Source organism: Paraburkholderia sp. RL18-101-BIB-B, from assembly GCF_046026985.1.
Lineage (GTDB): Bacteria > Pseudomonadota > Gammaproteobacteria > Burkholderiales > Burkholderiaceae > Paraburkholderia.
This window is the reverse complement of record NZ_JARESV010000012.1, coordinates 129,134-152,354: the sequence shown is the minus strand read 5'-3', so window position 1 is coordinate 152,354 and position 23,221 is coordinate 129,134. Positions and strand designations below refer to the sequence as shown.

Annotated in this window: 20 protein-coding genes; 9 read left to right on the top strand and 11 right to left on the bottom strand. The window is 64.0% G+C overall.

Annotation, left to right across the window (positions count from 1 at the left end; genetic code table 11):
* Positions 1 to 254: 254 nt before the first annotated feature.
* The 3 genes from P0D73_RS19540 to P0D73_RS19530 all read right to left on the bottom strand — a co-directional run bounded on the left by P0D73_RS19540 (position 255) and on the right by P0D73_RS19530 (position 3,635).
* Positions 255 to 1,475, bottom strand: coding sequence for a benzoate/H(+) symporter BenE family transporter (locus tag P0D73_RS19540; RefSeq protein WP_408432578.1), 1,221 nt, complete (start codon positions 1,473 to 1,475; stop codon positions 255 to 257).
* Between the two features lie 40 nt (positions 1,476 to 1,515).
* Positions 1,516 to 2,691 carry a vWA domain-containing protein gene (locus tag P0D73_RS19535; RefSeq protein ID WP_132375380.1) on the bottom strand — a complete coding sequence of 392 codons (1,176 nt, stop codon included), beginning with the start codon at positions 2,689 to 2,691 and terminating at the stop codon, positions 1,516 to 1,518.
* Positions 2,692 to 2,792: 101 nt separating this feature from the next.
* A complete protein-coding gene (locus tag P0D73_RS19530) occupies positions 2,793 to 3,635 on the bottom strand; it encodes an AAA family ATPase (protein WP_132375379.1) in 843 nt (280 codons plus the stop codon).
* 459 nt (positions 3,636 to 4,094) lie between these two features.
* Between P0D73_RS19530 and P0D73_RS19525 the strand changes: the two genes are divergently transcribed.
* Together P0D73_RS19525 and P0D73_RS19520 are read left to right on the top strand one after the other, a co-directional pair.
* Positions 4,095 to 4,463 (top strand): c-type cytochrome, encoded by a 369-nt coding sequence (locus P0D73_RS19525; RefSeq protein ID WP_132375378.1) that lies wholly within the window; start codon positions 4,095 to 4,097, stop codon positions 4,461 to 4,463.
* A 56-nt stretch (positions 4,464 to 4,519) separates the two neighbouring features.
* A complete protein-coding gene (locus P0D73_RS19520) occupies positions 4,520 to 4,903 on the top strand; it encodes a c-type cytochrome (RefSeq protein ID WP_132375377.1) in 384 nt (127 codons plus the stop codon).
* A gap of 105 nt (positions 4,904 to 5,008) precedes the next feature.
* Here the strand turns inward: P0D73_RS19520 and P0D73_RS19515 are convergent, their stop codons facing one another.
* From P0D73_RS19515 to rsxB, 3 genes are all read right to left on the bottom strand, one after another.
* The gene (locus P0D73_RS19515; protein ID WP_408432576.1) at positions 5,009 to 5,443 is read right to left on the bottom strand and encodes a DUF1841 family protein; all 435 of its coding nucleotides are present in this window, start codon (positions 5,441 to 5,443) and stop codon (positions 5,009 to 5,011) included.
* 144 nt (positions 5,444 to 5,587) lie between these two features.
* Entirely contained in the window at positions 5,588 to 6,232 is a 645-nt protein-coding gene (gene nth, locus P0D73_RS19510) for an endonuclease III (protein ID WP_408432574.1), read from the bottom strand.
* A gap of 19 nt (positions 6,233 to 6,251) precedes the next feature.
* Entirely contained in the window at positions 6,252 to 7,085 is an 834-nt protein-coding gene (gene rsxB / locus P0D73_RS19505; RefSeq protein WP_408432572.1) for an electron transport complex subunit RsxB, read from the bottom strand.
* Positions 7,086 to 7,316: 231 nt separating this feature from the next.
* On the opposite strand from rsxB, the gene P0D73_RS19500 reads away from it, so the two are divergent.
* Positions 7,317 to 7,949 (top strand): TetR/AcrR family transcriptional regulator, encoded by a 633-nt coding sequence (locus P0D73_RS19500; RefSeq protein ID WP_012432273.1) that lies wholly within the window; start codon positions 7,317 to 7,319, stop codon positions 7,947 to 7,949.
* 94 nt (positions 7,950 to 8,043) lie between these two features.
* On the opposite strand, the gene P0D73_RS19495 is transcribed toward P0D73_RS19500, so the two are convergent.
* Together P0D73_RS19495 and P0D73_RS19490 are read right to left on the bottom strand one after the other, a co-directional pair.
* The gene (locus P0D73_RS19495; RefSeq protein WP_408432570.1) at positions 8,044 to 9,321 is read right to left on the bottom strand and encodes a polyhydroxyalkanoate depolymerase; all 1,278 of its coding nucleotides are present in this window, start codon (positions 9,319 to 9,321) and stop codon (positions 8,044 to 8,046) included.
* 180 nt (positions 9,322 to 9,501) lie between these two features.
* Positions 9,502 to 11,382 carry a glycoside hydrolase family 15 protein gene (locus tag P0D73_RS19490; protein WP_408432568.1) on the bottom strand — a complete coding sequence of 627 codons (1,881 nt, stop codon included), beginning with the start codon at positions 11,380 to 11,382 and terminating at the stop codon, positions 9,502 to 9,504.
* Positions 11,383 to 11,623: 241 nt separating this feature from the next.
* Between P0D73_RS19490 and P0D73_RS19485 the strand changes: the two genes are divergently transcribed.
* Positions 11,624 to 11,869: a hypothetical protein gene (locus tag P0D73_RS19485; RefSeq protein WP_132375371.1), complete on the top strand. Its 246-nt coding sequence runs from the start codon at positions 11,624 to 11,626 to the stop codon at positions 11,867 to 11,869.
* 243 nt (positions 11,870 to 12,112) lie between these two features.
* On the opposite strand, the gene P0D73_RS19480 is transcribed toward P0D73_RS19485, so the two are convergent.
* Positions 12,113 to 12,265, bottom strand: a complete 153-nt coding sequence (locus tag P0D73_RS19480; protein ID WP_007175701.1) for a DUF3096 domain-containing protein — start codon at positions 12,263 to 12,265, stop codon at positions 12,113 to 12,115.
* A 231-nt stretch (positions 12,266 to 12,496) separates the two neighbouring features.
* On the opposite strand from P0D73_RS19480, the gene P0D73_RS19475 reads away from it, so the two are divergent.
* Positions 12,497 to 13,792 (top strand): lactonase family protein, encoded by a 1,296-nt coding sequence (locus P0D73_RS19475; protein ID WP_408432566.1) that lies wholly within the window; start codon positions 12,497 to 12,499, stop codon positions 13,790 to 13,792.
* Positions 13,793 to 13,910: 118 nt separating this feature from the next.
* Here P0D73_RS19475 and P0D73_RS19470 read toward each other — a convergent pair whose 3' ends face one another.
* Together P0D73_RS19470 and P0D73_RS19465 are read right to left on the bottom strand one after the other, a co-directional pair.
* Entirely contained in the window at positions 13,911 to 18,215 is a 4,305-nt protein-coding gene (locus tag P0D73_RS19470; protein WP_408432564.1) for a DNA translocase FtsK, read from the bottom strand.
* 263 nt (positions 18,216 to 18,478) lie between these two features.
* Positions 18,479 to 19,018 (bottom strand): META domain-containing protein, encoded by a 540-nt coding sequence (locus P0D73_RS19465; RefSeq protein ID WP_132375365.1) that lies wholly within the window; start codon positions 19,016 to 19,018, stop codon positions 18,479 to 18,481.
* Between the two features lie 252 nt (positions 19,019 to 19,270).
* Here P0D73_RS19465 and purT point away from each other — a divergent pair, with 252 nt between their 5' ends.
* The 4 genes from purT (at position 19,271) to P0D73_RS19445 (ending at position 23,201) form a co-directional block, all read left to right on the top strand.
* Positions 19,271 to 20,485: a formate-dependent phosphoribosylglycinamide formyltransferase gene (purT, locus tag P0D73_RS19460; protein ID WP_408432562.1), complete on the top strand. Its 1,215-nt coding sequence runs from the start codon at positions 19,271 to 19,273 to the stop codon at positions 20,483 to 20,485.
* Positions 20,486 to 20,615: 130 nt separating this feature from the next.
* Positions 20,616 to 20,828, top strand: a complete 213-nt coding sequence (locus P0D73_RS19455) for a DUF6726 family protein (protein ID WP_408432608.1) — start codon at positions 20,616 to 20,618, stop codon at positions 20,826 to 20,828.
* Between the two features lie 93 nt (positions 20,829 to 20,921).
* Positions 20,922 to 21,290, top strand: coding sequence for an MliC family protein (locus tag P0D73_RS19450; RefSeq protein WP_132375359.1), 369 nt, complete (start codon positions 20,922 to 20,924; stop codon positions 21,288 to 21,290).
* 258 nt (positions 21,291 to 21,548) lie between these two features.
* Positions 21,549 to 23,201, top strand: coding sequence for an acetolactate synthase large subunit (locus P0D73_RS19445; protein WP_408315344.1), 1,653 nt, complete (start codon positions 21,549 to 21,551; stop codon positions 23,199 to 23,201).
* Positions 23,202 to 23,221 lie beyond the last annotated feature (20 nt).

The window sequence follows — 23,221 nt, the reverse complement described above, 5'->3', positions numbered from 1 at the left end:
CAGGAGAAATGAGGTTGCCACCGGCCTGAAACGCTAACCAGATCCGGCGGCCGCGGGTCACGCTGCAACGCTGCCCGCCATCTTGCCGGGGAATTTTGACGGAAAGCGCTGCCGGATGCTTCTATTCTATGGCGGATCGGCTGATGCGGTATTGACAGTTGCCCACGGCGATCCGTTCACGCGGATTTCAGGCGGCATTTTCCGCCGACCGATCCGGCGCTGACCGATTCCGCCGAGCGCTTTTTGCAGACTGATCAGCCGCGCCGCGCGTTCAACACCACTTGCGTCAGCACGCCCGCCACCAGCCCCCAGAAAGCCGAGCCGATGGACAACAAAGTCAGCCCGGACGCGGTCACCATGAACGTGACCAGCGCCGCCTCGCGCTGCTTCAGGTCCTGCATGGCGTTGGCGAGGCCGCTCATGATCGAGCCCAACAGCGCCAGCGCCGCGACGGAGACCACCAGCGCCTTCGGCAAGGCCGCGAACAGCGCGGCGATGGTCGCGCCGAAAACCCCGGCGATCAGGTAGAACATGCCGCACCAAACCGCCGCCATATAGCGCTTGTTGCGGTTTTCGTGCGCTTCGGGGCCGGTGCAGATCGCCGCGGTGATTGCCGCAAGATTGATGCCGTGCGAGCCGAACGGCGCGAGCAGCAGCGAGGCGATGCCGGTGGTCGAAATCAGCGGCGCCGAGGGTGTGGTGTAGCCGTCCGCGCGCAGCACGGCGATGCCCGGCACGTTCTGCGACGCCATCGCGACGACGAAGAGCGGGATCCCGATGCTGACGCTGGCCGCCACCGAAAACACCGGCATCGTGAACACCGGATGCGCCAGCGCGACGTGGAAGCGGCTGAAGTCGAGCAGTCCGAGCCCGCCGGCGGCCGCCGTGCCGACGATCAGCGTCGTGACGATCGCATAGCGCGGAGCGAGCCGTTTGACGACCAGGTAGGTGAAGAACATGGTCAGCACGAGCGCGGTCTGGAACTGCGCGGCGCGGAAAATCTCGATGCCGATCTCGAACAGGATGCCTGCCAGCAAGGCCGAGGCGATGCCCGCCGGAATCCTCTTCATCAGCGTATCAAACCAGCCGGTCAGGCCGACCAGCGTGAGCAGCAGCGCGCAGACGATAAACGCGCCGATCGCCTCTCCATAAGCCACGTGCGGCAGCGACGACACCAGCAGCGCCGCGCCGGGCGTCGACCAGGCGATCACGATCGGCGCGCGAAACCGCAGCGAAAGGCCGATCGTGCAGACGGCCATGCCGATCGACAAGGCCCAGATCCACGACGAAATCTGCGCGTCGCTCAGATGCGCGGCCTGGCCCGCCTGGAACATCAGCACGAGCGAACTGGTGTAGCCCGTCATCATCGCGACGAAACCGGCGACAATGGCGGACAGCGAAGTGTCGGCGAAGGGGTTGAGGCGCCCGGGCGGTGTAACGGCAGGGGACAAATCGGGCGTGGAAGACGGACTCATGCAGATGCTTTCTTGTCGTTGAAGGTAAAACTCGAGCGGACTATTTGCTCAGCGTGCGCATGGCGGTCTCGAGGCCGGCGAGCGTGAGCGGGTACATGCGGTGGCCGAGCACCTCGCGGATCGCGCTGACCGACTGCCGGTACGCCCACAAGCCTTCCGGTTCGGGATTGAGCCACGCGTGGTGCGGGAAATGATCGGCGAGCCGGCGCAGCCATACCGCGCCGGCTTCGGCGTTGTTGTACTCCACCGAGCCGCCCGGCTGCAGCACTTCGTACGGGCTCATCGTCGCGTCGCCGACGAAGATCAGTTTGTAGTCGGACGTGAATTTGTGCAGCACATCCCACGTCGGCATGCGCTCGGCGTGACGGCGGCGGTTGTTCTTCCACAGGAAGTCGTACACGCAGTTGTGGAAATAGTAGAACTCCAGGTGCTTGAACTCGGCTTTGGCGGCGGAGAACAGCTCTTCGGTGCGCTTGATGTGATCGTCCATCGAGCCGCCCACGTCAAGCAGCATCAGCACTTTCACCTTGTTGTGCCGCTCGGGCACCATCTTCAGGTCGAGCCAGCCGGCGTTCGCGGCGGTGCTGCGGATCGTGTCGGGCAGATCGAGCTCTTCGGCGGCGCCCTCGCGGGCGAAACGGCGCAGGCGGCGCAGCGCGATCTTGATGTTGCGCGTGCCGATTTCGACCTGGTCGTCGTAATCGCGATAGGCGCGCGCTTCCCAGACCTTGACGGCGGTGCGGTTGCCCGCCGCGTCGCCGCCGATGCGCACGCCTTCCGGGTTGTAGCCGCCATTGCCGAACGGCGACGTGCCGCCCGTGCCGATCCACTTGTTGCCGCCTTCGTGGCGCTCCTTCTGTTCGTCGAATAGTTCCTTCAGGCGCTCCATGAGCTTGTCGAGGCCGCCCATCGCCTCGATCTGCGCTTTTTCTTCCGGCGACAGATCGCGTTGCAGCTTCTTCTTCAACCAGTCGAGCGGGACGTCGAAGGCGAGCTCCGAGGCTTGCGCGACGCCTTTGAAATACGCGCCGAACGCCTGGTCGAACTTGTCGAAGTACTGCTCGTCCTTGACCAGCGTGATGCGCGCGAGATAGTAGAACTCGTCGAGCGACGGCGCGATCACGTTGGCTTTGAGCGCCTCGAGCAGCGTCAGGTATTCCTTCACCGACACCGGCAGTTTGGCGGCGCGCAGCGAGTAGAAGAAGTCGATCAGCATGCTGGGTCCTCTGCGGCGGCGGCGGGTGGTCGGGGCGCCGCGCGCTTCAATGGCGGCTTGGCGGCCGGTCGGCGACCATCCGGCGCTCAATCAACGGTGGTTCAACGGTTGTTGCGGTTCATGAAGATCAGCCGCTCGAACAGATTCACGTCCTGCTCGTTCTTCAGCAGCGCGCCGTGCAGCGGCGGAATGATCTGCTTCTGGTCGGACGAGCGCAGCGCTTCCGGAGGAATGTCTTCGGCGAGCAGCAGCTTGAGCCAGTCGAGCAGTTCCGAGGTGGACGGCTTTTTCTTCAATCCGGCGACGTTGCGCAGTTCGAAAAAGCTCTGCATGGCGGCCGCGAGCAGTTCCTTCTTGATGCCCGGATAGTGCACCTCGACGATCTGCTGCATGGTGACCGGATCGGGGAACTTGATGTAATGGAAGAAGCAGCGGCGCAGGAACGCGTCGGGCAGCTCCTTCTCGTTGTTCGACGTGATGATCACGAGCGGGCGCTGTTTCGCGCGGATCAGCTCGTGCGTCTCGTACACGTAGAACTCCATGCGGTCGAGTTCGCGCAGCAGGTCGTTGGGGAATTCGATGTCGGCCTTGTCGATCTCGTCGATCAGCAGCACCGTTTGCTCCTCCGACTCGAACGCCTGCCACAGCACGCCCTTGACGATGTAGTTGCCGATGTCCTTGACGCGTTCGTCGCCGAGTTGCGAATCGCGCAGGCGCGACACCGCGTCGTACTCGTACAGACCCTGCTGCGCCTTGGTGGTGGACTTGATGTGCCACTGCAAAAGCGGCATGCCGAGCGCGGCGGCGACCTCTTCGGCGAGCATGGTTTTGCCCGTGCCGGGTTCGCCCTTGATCAGCAACGGGCGCTTGAGCGTCATCGCGGCGTTGACCGCGAGCTTGAGGTCGTCGGTGGCGACGTACTGCGATGAGCCTTCGAAACGCATGGCGAGATGCTCTTTTTCGGGAAAAAACCCAGTATAAGTCAGAAGGCCTGTTGGCCTGAAACCGCCTCGCGTAAGGTGTCACCCGCGGTGCCGTAGCGCGAAGCCAGTGCGCACGCGGCGCCGGCGAGCGGCCCGAACGTTCGCCCGGCGGGCCTGGTGGGCGGGCGCGCCGGGCGAGAGCGGGCTGAATGCGGTGTCGGATGCGTGTCGAACCGGCGCGAGCGGCCGGCATGCGGCGGTGGCCGCCATGCCTTGCGGATCGGGCGCGGCGGAGCAAACCGGCGCTAGCCGTGGCTTTGCGGTGGCCGGATGCGCCGCGGCCCCGCGCGGTGGACGTTCGGCGCGGCGTCGCGGTACAATTAGCCCGATTTTTTTGGCCTGCGTGGCTCCCTATAAGAATAACGGCGCGGGCCGTTGCCTTTTTGGTCGCCCGTTTCCCCTCAAGCCAGGTTACATGCTATGAATAAATTCGTTGGCAAACACGTCGTGATCGCAGCGCTGTCGGTGCTCGCGGGCTATACGGCCGGTGCGCAGGCAGCGGATGTCGTCGGCAACGCGAAGGCGGGCCAAGGCAAGGTCGCGATGTGTATTGGCTGCCACGGCATCCCTGAATACCGCACGGCTTACCCTGAGGTCTACCGCGTGCCGATGCTCGGCGGGCAGAACCAGGCGTACCTCGAGAACGCCCTGCATGGCTACAAGAAGGGCGACCGCCATTTCGAAACAATGCGCGCCATCACCGCGTCGCTGTCGGATCAGGACATCGCCGACATCGCAGCCTACTACGCAGCGCAAAATTCCTCTTCGAAGAGCAATCCCGACAAGTGACCTGCGGCTCGTCCATCCAGTCACTCGGCAAATAAATTCGCGGGATAGGAGAATTCATGAATAAGCCCCAACAGGCACTCCACACGGTGTTCAAGGCTGCATGCGCGTCGGCGGCAGTGATCGGTCTGGTTGCAGCGAACGTCGCGCACGCCGCCGACGCCGGCAACGGCAAGGTGCTGTCCGACAGCCACAACTGCGCGGCTTGCCACGGCGTGAACCTGAACAAGCCGGTGAGCCCGGAGTATCCGAAGCTCGCGGGTCAGCATTCCGATTACGTCTACTGGGCGCTGCGCCAATACCAGATGGGCAACGGCAACCCGCACCTCGGTCGCAACAACCCGATCATGCAGGCGCAGGTGCAAAGCCTGTCGCAAAGCGACATGAAAGACATTGCCGCTTACGTCGAATCGCTGAACGGCGATCTGGTGCAGAAGAAGTAAGCGCGCCGCATAAGTCTTCGCGCTGCTTTTGGATTGAACGACACCCCGCTTCGGCGGGGTGTCGTGCTTTTGGGCGCTTGGTTCCGACTGGCGGATGTGCCAGCTTCAGTCGCGCGTGGCGCGCCGCTGGATGCGCTGCAGGTATGCGTCCGTGTCGGGCGGCGTGCCGGTGCGCTGCGCTTCCCAGATGGTTTCGCCAAGGCAGTCCATGATGGCGTGCTGCGCCTCGTGGGTCGAGCCGAGGCGTGCGGCAAGGCGTTCGTGCGCCGCGCGAATGCCGGGCGGCTGGTCGATCGACAGCTGTTCGGTGATCGCCAGATGCATCGATAGATGCAGGAACGGGTTGGTCTGGCCGCGTTCGGGCGAGTAGTCCTGTGCCTGGGCGGCGTCGCCGTCGGTCAGGTCGGAGTGGTATTCGGGATGCTCGACGATCCAGTCGGCGGCGATCGCCTCCAGCGGCGTCAGAATCTCGCCTTTGCGCTGCTTGCGCCAGGTGTCGGTGAAGAAGAGACGGACTTCGTCGCGGCTGGGATTGAACATCGTGAGACCGGTGCGTTGAGTGGGGGCGTGTGACGTGAGCCTGTAAAGCGTCAGCCTGTGAAGCGGACGAGGCAGGGCGTCATTTTACGCCGGGGCGGCGCGGGCTGCTGGCGGCGCTTTGGCGTTGAATGAGGTGTCGGTTCCCTACAGATCCGGCGGCGGGGTTTTCGGCCGGAACTCGCACAGCGGCTCGATCACGCAATGCCAGCATTCAGGCCGGCGCGCCTTGCATACATAACGGCCGTGCAGGATCAACCAGTGGTGCGCGTCCTGCTTGAACTCGGCGGGCGTGAATTTCTCCAGCGCCGCTTCGACCGCGCGAACGTCCTTGCCGGGCGCGAGACCGGTTCGATTCGCAACCCTGAAGATGTGCGTGTCGACCGCGATGGTCGGATGACCGAACGCGGTGTTTAGAATCACATTGGCCGTTTTCCGGCCGACACCCGGCAGGCTTTCGAGCGCGTCGCGATCCTCGGGCACTTCGCCGCCGTACTGGTCGAGCAGAATGCGGCAGGTCGCAATGACGTTCTTCGCCTTGGTGCGATAGAGGCCGATGGTCTTGATGTAGCCGGTCACGCCTTCTTCGCCGAGATCGAAAACTTTCTGCGGCGTGTTCGCGACCGGAAACATCTTGCGCATGGCCTTGTTGACCGACACGTCGGTGGCCTGCGCCGACAGCAGCACGGCGATCAGCAGTTCGAACGGAGTGGTGTACTCGAGTTCGGTTGTCGGATGAGGCGTGAGACTCTGAAACGTCTCGTAGATGGCGCGGCGTTTGTTCGCGTTCATGCTGGGCGTGACGGTGCGGTTAGTGCTTATCGGACGGTGTATCGGGGTTGTCCGCGGCGAGGCCGAGACGGCGGCGGCGTGCTTCGGCGGCATCGATCTGCGCCTGCACGTCCGCGCTCACACGTTCGGTGTTCAGCGGGCCCTGGCCTTTGGCGGCCAGTTCCTCTTTCTTCTTGCGAGCACGGTCGAGCGCGGCCTGGATGATCGCGCGTTTCTTTGCTTCGGCGTCGTCCGCGGCGGGCGCGGCCGATGGCGCCGCAGCGTTGGCTTGCGTTGTTTCGGTAACCTGAGCAGCGGCAGCGCTGCCGGCCCGCCGCGCTGCAGCACGTGCTTCGGCAGCCTCGCGCTCGCGGGCGAGACGCGCTTCGCGCCGGTCATGGCGCTCGCGCGCGGCGTCGGCCTGCGCCTGGCTCCACGCGTCCCAACCGGTCGCTTCGCCGGTGACCGGCGGCAAGGCAATGCAGTCGACGGGGCAGGGCGGCACACACAAATCGCAACCGGTGCAGAGTTCGGCGATCACCGTATGCATCTGTTTCGGTGCGCCAACTATTGCATCGACCGGACAGGCCTGCATGCACAATGTGCAGCCGATGCAAACTTGTTCGTCGATAACCGCCAACGGACGCGGCCGTTCGACGCCGTTGGCGGAATTGAGCGGAATCACCGGCTTGCCGAGCAAAGCGGCAAGCCGTGCGATGCCTTCGACGCCGCCTGGCGGGCATTGATTGTAGTTGGCCTCACCGCCTGCAACGGCTTCGGCATAGGGACGGCATGCGGGGTAACCGCACTTGGTGCATTGCGTCTGGGGGAGCAGATCTTCGATTCGGTCTGCGAGTGTTTTGGTATCTGTCACGGTCACGACGTGGGGCTTTGGCTTGCGGCCGCACAGCTTGAACTAAATAGCACATTATCGCCGATTTCCCCAATTGCCATCCGCAATCCATGTGCCATAATCGAAGCGCTTTTTTCGAAAGACCGCAGAAGGGTATTCCCCCAACCAGCCCGTTCAGTGCTGTCGGTGCAAGGCCCGAGGAGAGGCCGGCGGCGCGATCCGGATAACGCGGCTCACGAAGACGATGCCACCATGAATCAGCCGAAAATCAAAAGAGATCCTGAAGGCACACGGCGCCGCATTCTGCTTGCGGCGGCCGAAGAGTTTGCAAATGGTGGGCTATTCGGCGCGCGCGTCGATCAGATCGCCCGCCGCGCGGAAACGAATGAGCGCATGCTCTATTACTACTTCGGTAGCAAGGAGCAGCTTTTTACCGCCGTACTCGAGCACGCGTTCAGCGCGCTCAATGAAGCGGAGCGCACGCTCGAGCTCAATGGCATCGCCCCGGTCGAGGCGATCACGCGTCTCGCGCATTTTGTTTGGGATTACTACCGCGATCATCCCGAGTTGCTGCGTCTCATCAATAACGAGAATCTGCATGAAGCACGCTATATGCAGAAGTCGACGCGCATCCGCGAAATGATCTCGCCGATCGTCGCCACGCTCGGCGGCATTCTCGAGCGCGGTCAACGTGCGGGGCTGTTCCGCACCAACGTCGATCCGCTGCGCTTCTATGTCACGCTCTCGGGCATGGGCTACTACATCGTGTCGAACCGCTTCACGCTCGAAGCCACACTCGGCCGCGATTTCAGCAGCGCGAGCGAACGCAGTGAAGTGATTCAGATGAACACCGAGTTGCTGCTCGCGTATCTGTTGCGCAAGTAGGCTGCGTCAAAAGCGGCGCACTGAGGCTTCGGGATCCTCATGAACGACAACGGCCTCCGAAGAGGCCGTTGTTTGTCGATTACGCGTGCGACGCTCAGGCTTCGACTTTTTCCTTCGCTACCTTCGGCGCCTTGTTGTGCTCGAGGATGAAGTCGCGCAACTGCGGATAGATGATGGTGCGCCAGCGACGTCCGGAGAAAATGCCGTAGTGTCCGCACTTCTCCGCGGTGAAGTGACGTTTGTGCTCTTCCGGAATGCCCGTGCACAGCTCATGCGCGGCAAAGGTCTGGCCGTCGCCGGAGATGTCGTCCAGTTCGCCTTCGATCGTGAAGAGCGCCGTTTTCGTGATGTCCTGCGGCTTCACCCGTTCGCCGGAAATGTCCCACGTGCCTTCGGCGAGGCGGAATTCCTGGAACACCACGCGGATCGTGTCGAGGTAATAGTCCGCGTCCATGTCGAGCACGGCGTTGTACTCGTCGTAGAAGCGGCGGTGCGCTTCCGCGTCGTCTTCGTCGCCGCGCAGCAGGCTCTGGTAGAAATCCCAGTGCGATGCCGCGTGACGTTCCGGATTCATGGCGACAAAACCGGTGTGCTGCAAAAAGCCCGGGTAAACCTTACGGCCCACGCCCGGATAATTCGGCGGCACCGTGAAGATCACGTTGTTGTCGAACCACTCGTACGAGTGTTGCGTGGCGAGCGAGTTGACCGACGTCGGGCTCTTGCGCGCGTCGATCGGGCCACCCATCATCGTCATGGTGCGCGGCGTGTCTTCGCCGCGGCTCGCCAGCAGCGAAATGGCGGCAAGCACCGGCACGGTCGGCTGACACACCGAGATCACGTGCAGATTCTTCGCGCCGATGTGGCGGATGAATTCCTGAATGTAGGCGACGTAGTCGTCCAGATGAAACTCGCCGGCTTCGAGCGGCACCATGCGTGCGTCGATCCAGTCGGTCAGGTAAACCTTGTGGTCTTGCAACAACGTGCGCACGGTGTCACGCAGCAGCGTGGCGTGGTGTCCCGACAACGGTGCGCATACCAGCACGACCGGTTCGTCTTTCAATTGGGTAACGGCGTCGCTGTCGTCGGCGAAACGCTTGAAGCGCATCAGGCGGCAAAACGGCTTCTCGATGATCGTTTGTTCAATGATCGGAATGTTATGACCGTCTTTGACAATCTGATGAAGATTGAACTCGGGCTTTTCGTAATCTTTACCGAGCCGGTAGAGCAGTTCGTAACCGGCTGAGAGGCGCGTGGCGCCGGGCACGTAGGCCAAAGGGCTGGCGGGATTCGCGAAGGATTTCGACGCGGCCTGGGCCCAGGCGGTAAGGGGGCTCAACATCGCCCGCTGGAATTCGTGCAGTTGGTAGAGCATGGGTGCTCCGTTCTAAGCGGTTCGCATGGGGCTTCGCAAACACGCGTGTGGCGTTGCGGCGGGCCAATTTGGTTGTGGGCACATTGTTTTTCGGCCAACAGTCTAGTCGATCATATCGAACAAAGCGTACTTGTGCAATGCAGCATTTTGCGCGCGGCTATCACGCAAACCGTCATTAAATCATGCTACTGGCAACGTTGCCGCGCCGCTATCGGGGGTTGCAGCAGCATCAAGTTCTGGTTCTCCGGTGCCGTCATGGGGCGGTTGCCCGGTCGCCTGCGCCATCGCCTGCTCGTGTTTCATCAGGTTCAGGCCGGTGTGCACGAGCGCCACATGCGAAAACGCCTGCGGGAAATTGCCCACGAGGCGCTTCGCAGCCGGATCGTACTCTTCCGCGAGCAAACCGACATCGTTGCAGAGCGCGAGCAGACGTTCGTACATCGCGATTGCTTCGTCGAGGCGGCCTTGCAACGCCAGGTTGTCCACCATCCAGAACGAGCAAGCGAGAAACGTGCCTTCCCCCGGCGGCAGGCCGTCGTCGTATTCGGTGGTGCGATAGCGCATCACGAAGCCGTCGCGCATCAGGTCCCGCTCGATCGCCGCCACGGTGCCTTTGACGCGCGGATCGTTCGGCGGCAGGAACGCGACCAGCGGCATCAGCAGCACGCTCGCGTCGAGCTGGTCGGTGCCGTAGCACTGCGAGAACGCGTTGAGCGCGGGATTCCAGGCCTTCTCGCAGACTTCCGCGTGGATTTGCGCGCGGGTGGCGCGCCATTCGTCGAGCGGGCCGTCGAGCTTGAACATTTCCGCCGACTTGATGGCGCGGTCGTAGGCGACCCACGCCATCACCTTCGAGAAGGTGAAATGCTGGCGGCCGCCGCGCGTTTCCCAGATGCCTTCGTCGGGTTCCTGCCAGATCGTGTCGAGGTGCTTGAGCAACGCGCACTGCACGTTCCACGCGGTGTCGTCCGCCTGCAGGCCGCCGACGCGCGCGAGATGCAACGCATTCATCACTTCGCCATAGACGTCGAGCTGGCGCTGGCCGACCGCGTTATTGCCGATCCGCACAGGTTTCGCGTCCTGATAGCCCGGCAGCCAGTCGATTTCGAATTCGGGCAAGCGCCGCTCGCCCGCGATGCCATACATGATCTGCAACTGGTCCGGCGCACCGGCCATCACCCGGCCGAGCCACGTGCGCCACGCGCGAGCTTCGTCGTAATAGCCGCCGCGCATCATCGCGAGCAGTGTGATCGTGGCGTCGCGTAGCCAGCAGTAGCGGTAGTCCCAGTTGCGCATGCCGCCGAGCTGCTCCGGCAGTGAGGTCGTGGGCGCGGCGACGATGCCGCCGGTCGGTTCGTAAGCGAGCGCCTTCAGCGTGATCAGCGAACGGCGGATCGGCTCGGCCCAGCGCCCTTCGACCGTGCCGCGCGCCGACCATTCGAGCCAGTGATTCTCGGTGCGCGCCAGCGAGGTGTGCGGATCGCGCGCTGGCGGAATGCGCAGATGCGAGGGCGAGTAAGCGAGCGAGAACGGCACCCGTGCGCCTTCGCTGACGGTGAATTCGGCGACCGTCTTCATGTCTTCGCCACGCAACTCGACCGGCGTGCGCAACACGGCGGTGTCCGGTCCGACGATCGCCTTGATGCCGCTGTCGTGCTTCAGGCGGTCGACCCACGGAACCGAGAAGCCGTAGTCGAAACGCAGCACCAGTTCCATCTTCATGCGCACCGTGCCGCGTTTGCCGACGACGAGCCGCACCATTTCCGACCAGCCGTTACCCGGCGGCATGAAATCGATCAGCGTGACGGCGCCCTCGGGCGTCTCGAAGTCGGTTTCCAAGATCAGCGTTTCGCCGCGATAACGGCGGGTGATGGTCGGCGGCGTGTCCGAGACCGGCGAGATCAGCCAGCGGCCGTTCTCGGGCGTGCCGAGCAGGGCGGCGAAGCAGGCGCCGGAATCGAAGCGCGGCCAGCAGAGCCAGTCGACGGAACCTTCGCGGGAAACGAGCGCGGCCGTGTGGCCGTCGCCGATGAGCGCATAGTCTTCGATGAGTGCGGGCATGGGGAGCGAGTCAGTATGGCGCGCGGCGAGGAGGCGCCGTGCAAGGTGTCATCGAGGTGTCGTTGTTGTTACCGGACTTGCGCGATGCGCTTTGGTTCATCATGTAATGCAGCGAAACGCGGGTTGGTAATTGTCAAATCAATGCCTACAATCAGATTTCATGCCGACGCCCGGAGCTTTCCGGATTATGAACCGGCCCCGCCCATGGCGCATACAGACGCCGTTTCCGAGGACCAAAGCTATGCTGAACCCGTCGAAATCCGACTGCATCACGATTCTCTCGGCCGCCAGCGAACTTGCCGACGATTCGATGTTACCGCTCGATTATGGCCGGCTAGGGCTAAGCCGCAACGGCATGCTGACCGCCGCCGCCTTTCTGGTCGAACGGGCCTGCTTCCGGCGCTATAAGGAAGGCGATGGCCATTATGCCGTTGGCGCTCTCTCGCTGCAGGGACGCTTGCGTCTCGACCAGCTTTCGAACGGCTGACTGACGGCGCTTCGCGCACGCCGGATGGTTGCTGCACCGCACTGACCGCAAACTCACCGTGCTTCGGGCGAGCCTACGCCGCTTCGCCGTGCCATCCGGTTTTATTGCTTGCCTCGAGCTTCACGGCCATTGGCGCGTGACGCTTGCGCACGTCTTATGTCCTGCCTCGACGCGAGGCGCCGCCGGGCCGGCGCTGCGCCCGGTCGTGCGTCCCGCGCTTGCGTAGCCGATTGCCGCCGCCGCTCAGAAGTGCGACGACCCCACGCCGAAGATCCCAATGATGCCGATGATGATCAGATAGAGCGCGACGATGTAGTTCAACAGGCGCGGCATGACGAGAATCAGAATACCGGCGATCAACGAAACCAGCGGGCCCAGGCTGAGTGTGACGTTCATGAAGACTCCGTAGTGTGAGACGCGATTGAAAAAACGCCCCGTCAGGCGGGACAATTGCCACTCATGCTGCCGATTGCCGCCTGACCGGATAGCGGTCACCGGATTCGCTGCATGATCCGACACAACGCTTTTATACTTCTTTCGATAAGAACAACGCTCGAACGATTGCGCGGCAGACCAGAGACACCATGACAACCGAATCAACCAAATAACCGATGTAGAGGAGGTCATATGCTTCGTCGTCACCGGGCCGCGATGCCTGCCGTTGCAGATTCCCGCTTGCCTTCTGCTGCTGATTCCACCTCATGGCGCGCGGCGCACCCTGCTCCATTGCGCTCCGCCCGTTCGATAATAAAAGGTTTCGTGCTCATGGTCTCGATTGTTGCTTCGCAGGCGTTTGCGCAAGATTCCGGCCCGGCCCCCGCCGACGGGGTCTATGACATGGTGGTCGGCACCTATACCGGCCCGAAGAGCGAAGGCTTGTATGTCTATCGCTTCGACACCAGGACGGGTGATGCGACGCGCGTCTCGGTCGCGCAGACGGTCAACCCGTCCTACCTCGTGGTGAGCCGCGATCGCCGCTTCGTCTACGCGGTCAACGAAATGCCCGGCGACAACGGCCCGGCCACGCAGCGCGGCGGCATCAGCGCGTTTCGTTTCGACGCCGCGAGCGGCCAGTTGACGTTCCTCAACAAGGTCTCTTCGGACGGCAATGATCCGTGCTATCTGAGCCTGTCGCCGGACGGCAAGTATTTGCTGACCGCGAACTACTCGGTGGCCGCCGATCCGGGCGGCAGCTTCGCGGTGTTCCCGTTGCAGGCCGACGGTCAGGTCGGCCCGTCGGTGCTCACGGTGCATCACGAAGGCGGCGGTCCGGTGAAGGGCCGGCAGGACAATTCGCACGTTCACTCCACCGTGTTCTCGCCGGACGGCCACTATCTGTTCGCGCAGGATCTCGGCGCGGACAAGCTGTACTCGTATCGCTACACGCCTGACGGCAGCCGCGGGCTGTTCGGCCCGACCGACTGGCGCTACAACCAGGAGAAAGCCGGCTCGGGTCCGCGCCATCTGGTGTTCGGCGCCGACGGCAAACATGCGTATCTGACGAGCGAAATGGCGGCTACCGTCAGCACGTTCAATTACAACGACGGCAAGCTCACGCAGGTGCAAACGCTTTCGCTGACCGAGCCGGGCTTCAAGGGCGCGGTGGGCGCGGCGGCCATTCATCTGTCGCCGGACGGGCGCTTTCTGTATGCCACCAATCGCGGCGACGCGAACGACATCGTGATCTTTTCGGTCGACCCTACCAACGGGCACCTGAAGAAGATCGGTCATCAATCCAGCATGGGCAAGTCGCCGCGTGAATTCGCAATCGACCCGACCGGCAACTGGCTGATCGTCGGCAATCAGAACAGCGATACCGTGTACGTGTTCAAGCGCAATCAGCAGAGCGGTATGCTCGAAGCGAATCCGAAGCGTTTCGAACTCGGCTCGCCGGTGGATTTCAAGCTGGTCTCGCCGTCGTAAGTGTGGGCGAAGCGCGTGATGTGACGGCGCGCACCGGATGAAAAATGGGCCGCTTTTTCAAGCGGCCCATTTTCTTGCGGTGGGTGGTTTCGCACTGGCGGTGGCCAACAATAGTTGCTTATTCCGCCGGCCCAGGCGCGAGCACTTCGCGGCTGCCGTTGATGCCCATAGCCGACACGAGGCCCGCCGTTTCCATCTGCTCGACCAGACGCGCCGCGCGGTTATAACCGATGCGCAACTGCCGCTGCACCGACGAGATCGACGCGCGCCGCGTGCGCACCACGAAAGCGACGGCTTCGTCGTAGAGCGGATCGGCTTCCGCATCCGGCGATTCGCCGAACAGATCCTGCGCCGCGCCGCCGTCGGTGGCCGGGCCGTCGAGAATGCCTTCCTCGTACTGCGGCTCGCCGAACTGCTTCAGATACTCGACGATCCGGTGCACTTCCTCGTCGGCGACGAACGCGCCGTGCACCCGTTGCGGATAGCCCGTGCCGGGCGGCAGGAACAGCATGTCGCCCTGGCCGAGCAGCGACTCGGCGCCCATCTGATCGAGAATCGTGCGCGAGTCGATCTTCGACGACACCTGGAACGCCACTCGCGTCGGAATGTTCGCCTTGATGAGGCCGGTGATCACGTCCACCGAAGGACGCTGCGTCGCCAGAATCAAATGGATGCCGGCGGCGCGCGCCTTCTGCGCGAGGCGCGCGATCAGTTCTTCGATCTTCTTGCCCGCCACCATCATCAGGTCGGCGAGTTCGTCGATCACGACCACGATCAGCGGCAGCGGCGCGAGCGGTTCGGGCGCTTCCGGCGTCAGCGAGAACGGGTTGCCGAGCTTCTTGCCCTTGGCTTCGGTGTCGCGGATTTTCTGGTTGAAGCCGGCCAGGTTGCGCACCCCGACCGCCGACATCAGGCGATAGCGCTTTTCCATTTCGCCGACGCACCAGTTCAGCGCGTTGGCGGCGAGCTTCATGTCGGTGACGACCGGCGCGAGCAGATGCGGAATGCCTTCGTAGACCGACAGCTCGAGCATCTTCGGGTCGATCATGATGAGGCGGACTTCTTCGGGCGTCGCCTTGTAGAGCAGCGAGCAGATCATCGCGTTGATCGCCACCGACTTGCCCGAACCGGTCGTGCCGGCGACCAGCATGTGCGGCGCCTTGGCCAGATCGGCGACCACCGGATGACCGGTAATGTCCTTGCCCATGGCGAGCGTCAACTGCGAATGCGAGTTCTGATAGACGCTGGCTTCGAGGATCTCGGACAGGCGGATGGTCTGGCGCTTGGCGTTCGGCAATTCGAGGCCCATGCAGGTCTTGCCCGGAATCGTCTCGACCACGCGGATGGACGTTAGGCCGAGGCCGCGTGACAGATCCTTCATCAAGCCGACGATCTGACTGCCGCGCACGCCGAGCGCCGGCTCGACTTCGAAGCGTGTGATGACCGGGCCGGCCGACGCACCGACGACGGTGACCGGCACCTTGAATTCCTGCAGACGTTGTTCGATCAGCAGGCCGGTTTCGATGAGCTTTTCTTCGGAGACCGGTTCGACGTCGATGTCCGCGGGCGCGAGCAGGTCGAGCGTAGGCAGTTCGACCATCGATGCCGCGGGCGCGTGGAACTCGAAGCCGTTGGTGGGGCTGTGGCCGCGCAGGGGTGGGCGTGGTTGGGCGGTGGGTTCGGTGGGCTCCGTGGCTTCCGTGGGCTCCGTGGATGGGACCGCGGTTGCGTACGGTGCGGCGAGCGGTGCCGATGTTGCCGGCGCTGGCGGTGCTAGCGGAGGGATGGCGGTCTCGTTGGTACGGTCTTCGACGGCGAAGGGTGCGTCGGCGATGACGTCGGATGCCATGGGCGTGGCCTGAACCACAAAGCCCGGAAAGCGGACTACGTTCGATGCTTGCGGCGCGATGGGTTGCGGCGGTGCTGCGGTGGTTATGTTTGTAGCTTGCGCGGGGGCGGACGAGTCCGAAGCATGCGGTGCGATGCTTTGCGGCGCCGCTGCCGTGGTTATGTTCGCCGCGTGTGCGGTGGTCGGCGAGCCCGAAGCATGCGGTGTGATGCTTTGCGGCGCCGCTGCCGTGGTTATGTTCGCCGCGTGCGCGGTGGCCGACGACTCCGAAGAGCGCGGCGTGAAGTTTTGCGGCGTTACTGCGGCGGTTATGTTTGCAGCGTGCGTGGTGACCGACGAGTCCGATGCTTCAAGTGCGTCCGAGAGGGCAGGGGAGTCCACCGTTTCCGTTTCGACCGGCGTGGCGAATTCGCTTTGGCGCGCGATACTCGGCGATGGCGTGGCGTCACGCGTCGGCACTGCCCCGCTCGACACAACGACGCTGCCGACAGCCGGCGCACTCGATGACGAAGCCGCGTGTTGCGCTAGGACCGCATCGAGTTCGGTTTCCCAAGGCGCGAGCGTTTTATCGATCACGACTTTAGCAACCGGTGCAGGCGCGGCGGGTTGCGGTTCGACAAACGGTGCGGCTTCTTTCGAATGTTCGGTGATTGCCGGCGCAGTCGTCTGCCCGGTGACTTTCGGTGTGGCGACTTCCGAATGGTCCGCAGACTTGCTGAGCGTCTGCGCGGTTTCAACGCTCGGGCTCGCGTGAATGTCGGTGTGAGTTGTCGATGCCATCGAATCGTCTTCGCACGGCGATTCATTCTCGGTCGCTTCGCTTGCTTGCAACTGTGCGGCAAAAACCTGGAACGGCGTCGGCGTAGCGACTGGCGGCACATACTGCGACGCAGGTGCAGGTGCAGGTGCAGGTGCAGGTGCGACCACCGGCGCCGCCGTCAACGGAGCTTGAATAATCGGCGGCTCGATCGGCCACTGCACGACGGGCTCGTGGCTGACTTCGGGCGGCACTTCGAACGCGGCTTCCATGCGCGGCGCATCGGTCGGCGTTTCTATCGCGCGATCAGCCGCAGCATTAGCATTGCCGGTAACACCCAGCGAAGGCACGTTCTCATCCGGCGGCAAAGCCGGTTCAACCGCATCCGCTCGCGGCACATCCACACTCGACCGCTCAGCCTCGAACGACGGCGCGGCGTTCGGCGCGCTCGTAACCTTTGCGTTTTCCGTGCCGGTGCTGCGCGCGAGGCTGACGCCCGCAATGTCGGTCCAGCGAGCGGCGTTTTCTGCGATGCTGCGTAGCGTCTCCTGGACGCTGGCGGGTGGCGTAACTTTCTGCGTCGCCGGCATCGGCCGCGTGTAGCTCGGCGGCGGACGGCGCGTGGCCGGCGTCGGCGTGACATCGTTGGAATGCGGGGCAGGCGAAAAACCTTGCCGGGGCGCCGGCGCGCGACTGACTGGAGCCGCCGGGGCCGCCGCGCCTTGAGTCGTCGTCGCAGGACGACCCGCACCGGTCGGCGCATTTCCTGCGGAACCCGCGGTCGCATGGGAGCCTGCGCCGCCGGACACGACACGTGTCGTCGCTGTCGTGTGCGCCGCCACTTGAGCCCCTTGAGCCACTTTAGCTGCCGCACCCGCCGCAGCCGGAGCAAAGGCAGCACCCGCAGCCAAACCCGCGCCGCCCCCCAAAGATCCCGCCGGCCGCTGTTCACCAGCCGACCGACGTCCAATCTGCGACGCGCCATCGCGAGCCGCCGCACCGGACGCACCCGAACTAGCACCCGGCGCAGCCGCGCGCGGCCCAGACTCGCGCAACCACCCAGCCGGCGCGACCGGCTCCGCCGGCATCCATGCCGCCTTGTCCGCTTTAAGTGGTTGCGTCTGCATCGGCACTTGTCGCGGCGGTGTCGTCGCGGCCCCCGTGCGCAGCACCGGCTCAGCCTGTATTGCCTGACGGCGCGGCGTGGCCGCGCCAGCACGCCAGCTCGCCGCAGCGCCACGCGCCGCCGCATCCTTACCCGCCGCGCTTGCCGCGGCGCCGGCCGCAGCCGCGTCGCGTCCACGCGCCGGCGGACGCCAGACCGTCGGGCGCGCATAACGGCCATTGGTTTTAGGCGCCATCGTATTGGTGGCCGGCGAAACATGCGACGGCAAACCATCATCGACGCTGCGATGACGGCGCGCTTCCTCGTCGCGTTTGGCGAGGCCGCGCGACAGGCCGAGGCCGAACGCGCCGTCGGCCCAGGCGGCGAAGTCGCGCCAGCGGAAGTCGATCAGCCACGGCAGGCTGATGAAAAGCAGCGCGAGCGCCGCCAGGGGCGTGCCGATATGCCCGAGCAGATGGCCGAATCCCGCAGCCAGCGCATGGCCGAAGCCATTCACGCCGGCCACGCCGATCAGCGACGCCTCGAGTGTGCAGCTTGCCACCAGCACACAGACGAAGCCGAGCCACAGCCGGATCGTGCCGGGGCCGCGCAGACCCGCGCCGCCCGGCAGTGCAGACTTCACGAGACGCCACAAAAGAGGAATGAACCAGACGGCTGACCCGCCGAACCAGCCGAAAACTACCGTGTGCATACTAGACATCAACGAATGACGGACGCGCAAAAACGCAATCCGTCGAGTTTAAACCGGCGAAGCCCGATGCTTCGAAGGCAGACGCAAGTATGCTTGCGTCAATTGGAAAGCAGACCGGCGCGCGGCCTGCCGTCGGTGAAAAACAACGGCTGTCGGGACAGCCTTCATCCGTCATGTGGCCCGTCCCGATCGAGGCGCTCCGCTCCGCGGTCCGGTTCGCTCATCAGCGACCTCGAGCATCGACCGGACGAGCCGCGACTCGTTCATTTCGTGCTGCGGTCGAAGGTCAGCGTGTCGCCGTTGTCGAGCACCAGTTGCATTTGTTGTGGCGCGCGCATCTGCACGCCGGTGCGGTCGATGTGCGTCAGCGCATTGAGATACGCGCCTTCGATCTGTCCGCCGGGCGTCATGCACGCCATGCGCGTGCCGCCCAGCGTGCCGAAGCTCAGCTTGCCGTCTTTCAGCGCGTACGAGCCCATGTAGCGGTTGCAGCCGGAAAAGCCGCTGGCATGGCGCTGGCCGGTCGAGGTGGAGAGCGTGAGCGTGATCGGCGCGTCCTGGTCCGCGGCCGGAATCGCGCGTGCCGTGCCGTCGGCCTGTTTCCAGGCGCTCAGCACCCAGCTGGTGTCGTCGAGCAGTTGCGCGGCGGCGGGATTGAATGGATCGGGCGCGGCGGCTTCCGAGTCGGGATGTTTCGGGATCGCACAGGCGCTCAACAGCGCGGCGACGCTCAACGCGGCGAGGGCGGTGCGCAGATACGGGGTGAAGCGCGCAACACGTCGCGCGGAGGAGCTTTGGAGCATGGCGTCGTTCCTCTTCAAACTGGCGAAGGCGTAAGGGTAACGCACTAAGCTTGCCGCACGCGAGAGCATTGGCGGGCGGAGCGCTTATTCGGTGCGCCGCGGCGCCCTTGCGCGCCGCCGTCGTGCTCCGCCGTTGCCCTTCACGCGCAGATCAGGATGCGGCCGCCGCGAGCAAGGCGCGGCGAGGGGCCCGCATGTTAACATCGTGTTCTACTCAATCCCACCCTCATCCGACTTTTATCTGGAGACCTCATGCAGATCGGCCAACGGATCGGCACGCCCCTTTCTGAATCCGCCACACGTGTCATGCTGCTCGGCGCCGGCGAGCTCGGCAAGGAAGTGATCATCGCGCTGCAGCGGCTGGGTGTCGAAGTGATCGCCGTCGACCGTTATCCGAATGCGCCGGGCCACCAGGTGGCGCACCGCGCGCACGTGATCGACATGACCGACCGCGCGGCGTTGCGCGCGCTGGTCGAACAGGAGCGGCCGCATCTGATCGTCCCCGAGATCGAAGCGATCGCGACCGACGCGCTCGCCGCCATTGAAAGCGACGGTCTCGCCGAAGTGATCCCGACCGCGCGCGCCACGCAGCTCACCATGAACCGCGAAGGCATCCGCCGTCTCGCCGCTGAGGAACTCGGCTTGCCGACCTCGCCGTACGCGTTCGCCGATTCGCTCGACGAACTGCGCGCGGGCATCGCCAAAGTCGGCTATCCGTGCGTGGTGAAGCCGGTCATGTCGTCGTCGGGCAAGGGGCAGTCGGTGCTCAGAAGCGACGAGGACGTCGAACCCGCATGGCAATACGCGATGGCCGGCGGCCGGGTGAATCATGGCCGCGTGATCGTCGAAGGGTTTATCGACTTCGAATACGAAATCACGCAATTGACCGTGCGCGCCATCGACCCGGCGAGCGGCGAAGTCAGCACCTATTTCTGCGACCCGATCGGCCACGTGCAGGTGGCGGGCGACTACGTCGAATCGTGGCAGCCGCAGCCCATGAGCCCGCTCGCGCTCGAACGTTCGCGCGAAGTCGCGCACAAGGTGACGGCCGCGCTCGGCGGCCGGGGTCTCTTCGGCGTGGAACTTTTCGTGCGCGGCGATGACGTATGGTTTTCGGAAGTGAGTCCGCGTCCGCACGATACGGGGCTCGTCACGCTGTGCTCGCAGCGCTTTTCGGAATTCGAACTGCACGCGCGCGCGATCCTCGGTTTGCCGGTGGATACGTCGCTGCGGGCGCCGGGCGCGTCGGCGGTGATTTACGGCGGGCTCGACGAGACCGGCATTGCATTCGAAGGCGTCGCCGCGGCGTTGGCGGTGCCGAACGCGGACCTGCGTCTGTTCGGCAAGCCGGAGAGTTTCGTCAAGCGCCGCATGGGCGTGGCCCTCGCCACCGGCGAGAACACCGACGAAGCACGTTCGCGCGCGAAGCAGGCCGCGGCAGCGGTGCGGCCGGTGTCGGCGAAGTAAGCGACGGCGTGGTGCACGGCGAACTGCTGAAGCGATTCGCCGTGACTCGCCCGACCCGCGTGCCCGGCACCCATCGCCGCGCGCAATCTGAATGATTGGGCTCGTCGAGCCCATCGGAGTCGAGGTACGTATGGCGCTGGAATTGCGCAACAACACGCGGCGCGGTTGGACCGGCCGTCTCGGCGCACTCGGCGTGGTGCTCGCGCTGTGCGCCGGGTTGACGGGCTGCGGCCTCGCGGCTGCGCCGTGCCGGATCGCGTCGGCAGGGTTGAAGATCGTGCCGGTGGTCGGGCATGTGGCCGCCGCGCCCACCGACGCATGCGCCGACGTGATCGACCCATAACCGGCCCGTCGTCCGCGTTTCAGCCGCAGTTCCAGAGGCGCAACGTGCGGCGCGCCGCCCGTGTTCGATTTGCCGCAACGATCGAGGCATCTCATGAAGAAATGGCTTGTTACAGTCACCACGGCGGCGGGTCTCGCGGCGCTGTACGGCCATGCGTGGGCCGCGCCGTTGCAGTTCTCGGAGATTCAGGCCAAAAACCGTCAGACGCACAAATACACCTGCGCGACCGGCAAGATTCTGCATGTCACTTACTGGAACACGGCGAACGGGCAAAGCTTCGCCCTCGTGCCGGTGAAGGGCAAGCAACTGCTGTTCGTCAATACGCTGTCGGCGTCGGGCGCGAAGTATCAGGCCGGCAGCTACACATGGTGGACCAAGGGGCCGCGCGCCGACCTGTATGACGCAATGGCCGGCGAAAACGCGCCACCCATGCTCTCCGACTGCATCACCATCAATCGCTGAGCGCGATGCGGCGGCTTTCCCTTCCCATGCCGCCGCTTGTCTCACCGCCTTCCGCTTCGCCGCATTGTCCGCCGGCGCACGCCGTTTCCATTCGAGTAGTAAGCTGTCCCGCATGGCATTTGCCGCCGTGCCACCGCGTCATGCCATCCGTGCCATCCCAGGCACTGTCGGCGTGGCCGGGGTCGTTTTCGATCGTCCGTTTCCGGGCTCCAGCGATGGAGTCACGGCCCGCGTCCGTATCATCAAGCGAGACCCTCAATGAAAGCATCGGACCTGTTCGTCAAATCGCTGGAAGCCGAAGGTGTCGAGTACGTGTTCGGCATTCCCGGTGAAGAAAATCTCGATCTGCTCGAATCGCTGCGCCGCTCGAAAATCCGTCTGATTCTCACGCGCCACGAACAGGCGGCCGGTTTCATGGCCGCCACATATGGCCGTCTCACCGGCCGCACCGGTGTGTGTCTGGCCACTCTCGGGCCGGGCGCGACCAACTTCGTGACCGCCGCGGCGTATGCGCAGCTCGGCGGCATGCCGATGCTGATGGTCACCGGGCAAAAGCCGATCAAGTCGAGCAAGCAGGGGCATTTCCAGATCGTCGACGTGGTGCGCATGATGGAGCCGCTCACCAAATACACGCGGCAGATCGTATCGGTTGCCAATATTCCGGCTGCGGTGCGCGAGGCGGTCCGTCAGGCCGAAGAAGAACGGCCCGGCGCCACGCACCTCGAATTGCCCGAAGATGTCGCGCATGAAGAGGGCGATGGCAAGCCGATTCCGAAAAGCTTCAGCCGCCGTCCCGTGGCCGAGGAAAAAGCCGTGGCGCGCGCGGTCGAGGCGATCACCAGCGCGAAGCATCCGCTCTTGATGATCGGCGCGGGCGGCAACCGCAAGACCACCACCAAGATGCTGCGCGAGTTCGTCGACCAGATCGGCATTCCGTTCTTCACGACGCAGATGGGCAAAGGCGTGATCGACGAATCGCATCCCATGTGGCTCGGCAATGCGACGCTCTCCGACGGCGACTTCGTGCACCGCGCGATCGACCACGCCGACTGCATCATCAACGTCGGCCACGACGTGATCGAGAAGCCGCCGTTTTTCATGCGCAGCGGCGACGCCGGCGAGAAAACGGTGATTCACGTCAACTTCCTCGGCGCGGAAGTGGATACGGTGTACTTCCCGCAGATCGAAGTGGTTGGCGACATCGCCAACGCCGTGTGGCAACTCAAGGAAAGTCTCAAGGAGCGCCAGAAGCATTGGGACTTCACGCGCTTCAAGGAGATCAAGGAGCACTTCGAGGCGCATCTGGCCAAAGGCCAGCACGACGACCGCTTTCCTATGTATCCGGTGCGCGTCGTCAACGATGTGTATGAGACCACGCCGGTGGACGGCATCGTGTGTCTGGACAACGGCATGTACAAGATCTGGTTCGCCCGCTACTACCGCGCGCACGAACCGAATTCGCTGCTGCTCGACAATGCGCTGGCGTCGATGGGCGCGGGCCTGCCGTCCGCGATCGCCACCAAGATCGTGCACCCGGACCGCAAAGTCATGGCCGTGTGCGGCGACGGCGGCTTCATGATGAATTCGCAGGAACTGGAAACGGCGGTGCGTCTGAAGCTGGATCTGGTGATCCTGATCGTGCGCGACGACGCGTTCGGCATGATCCGCTGGAAGCAGGAAAACATGAACTTCCCGGACTACGGCATGACGCTGAGCAACCCAGATTTCGTGGCGTATGCAGAGAGCTACGGGGCGAAGGGACACCGCATCGAATCGGCTGCGGAATTCGCGCCCTTGCTGCGCGAATGTTTCGCGACGCCCGGCGTGCATGTGATCGATCTGCCGATCGACTACTCGGATAACGAGCGCGTGCTGAATCGCGAGATCAAGCGGCTTTCGGCGCAATTGTGAACTTGTCACGCATTGGATCA

Bases quoted from the DNA above. Each gene is read 5' to 3' on its own strand.
- P0D73_RS19520 (WP_132375377.1), top strand. From the start codon at position 4,520: ATGAATAAGCCCCAACAGGCACTCCACACGGTGTTCAAGGCTGCATGC.
- P0D73_RS19500 (WP_012432273.1), top strand. From the start codon at position 7,317: ATGAATCAGCCGAAAATCAAAAGAGATCCTGAAGGCACACGGCGCCGC.
- nth (WP_408432574.1), bottom strand. From the start codon at position 6,232: ATGAACGCGAACAAACGCCGCGCCATCTACGAGACGTTTCAGAGTCTC.
- P0D73_RS19535 (WP_132375380.1), bottom strand. From the start codon at position 2,691: ATGCTGATCGACTTCTTCTACTCGCTGCGCGCCGCCAAACTGCCGGTG.
- P0D73_RS19530 (WP_132375379.1), bottom strand. From the start codon at position 3,635: ATGCGTTTCGAAGGCTCATCGCAGTACGTCGCCACCGACGACCTCAAG.
- P0D73_RS19525 (WP_132375378.1), top strand. From the start codon at position 4,095: ATGAATAAATTCGTTGGCAAACACGTCGTGATCGCAGCGCTGTCGGTG.
- P0D73_RS19445 (WP_408315344.1), top strand. From the start codon at position 21,549: ATGAAAGCATCGGACCTGTTCGTCAAATCGCTGGAAGCCGAAGGTGTC.
- P0D73_RS19540 (WP_408432578.1), bottom strand. From the start codon at position 1,475: ATGAGTCCGTCTTCCACGCCCGATTTGTCCCCTGCCGTTACACCGCCC.
- P0D73_RS19475 (WP_408432566.1), top strand. From the start codon at position 12,497: ATGCTTCGTCGTCACCGGGCCGCGATGCCTGCCGTTGCAGATTCCCGC.
- P0D73_RS19485 (WP_132375371.1), top strand. From the start codon at position 11,624: ATGCTGAACCCGTCGAAATCCGACTGCATCACGATTCTCTCGGCCGCC.
- P0D73_RS19490 (WP_408432568.1), bottom strand. From the start codon at position 11,382: ATGCCCGCACTCATCGAAGACTATGCGCTCATCGGCGACGGCCACACG.
- P0D73_RS19465 (WP_132375365.1), bottom strand. From the start codon at position 19,018: ATGCTCCAAAGCTCCTCCGCGCGACGTGTTGCGCGCTTCACCCCGTAT.
- P0D73_RS19450 (WP_132375359.1), top strand. From the start codon at position 20,922: ATGAAGAAATGGCTTGTTACAGTCACCACGGCGGCGGGTCTCGCGGCG.
- P0D73_RS19515 (WP_408432576.1), bottom strand. From the start codon at position 5,443: ATGTTCAATCCCAGCCGCGACGAAGTCCGTCTCTTCTTCACCGACACC.
- purT (WP_408432562.1), top strand. From the start codon at position 19,271: ATGCAGATCGGCCAACGGATCGGCACGCCCCTTTCTGAATCCGCCACA.
- P0D73_RS19455 (WP_408432608.1), top strand. From the start codon at position 20,616: ATGGCGCTGGAATTGCGCAACAACACGCGGCGCGGTTGGACCGGCCGT.
- P0D73_RS19480 (WP_007175701.1), bottom strand. From the start codon at position 12,265: ATGAACGTCACACTCAGCCTGGGCCCGCTGGTTTCGTTGATCGCCGGT.
- P0D73_RS19495 (WP_408432570.1), bottom strand. From the start codon at position 9,321: ATGCTCTACCAACTGCACGAATTCCAGCGGGCGATGTTGAGCCCCCTT.
- P0D73_RS19470 (WP_408432564.1), bottom strand. From the start codon at position 18,215: ATGCACACGGTAGTTTTCGGCTGGTTCGGCGGGTCAGCCGTCTGGTTC.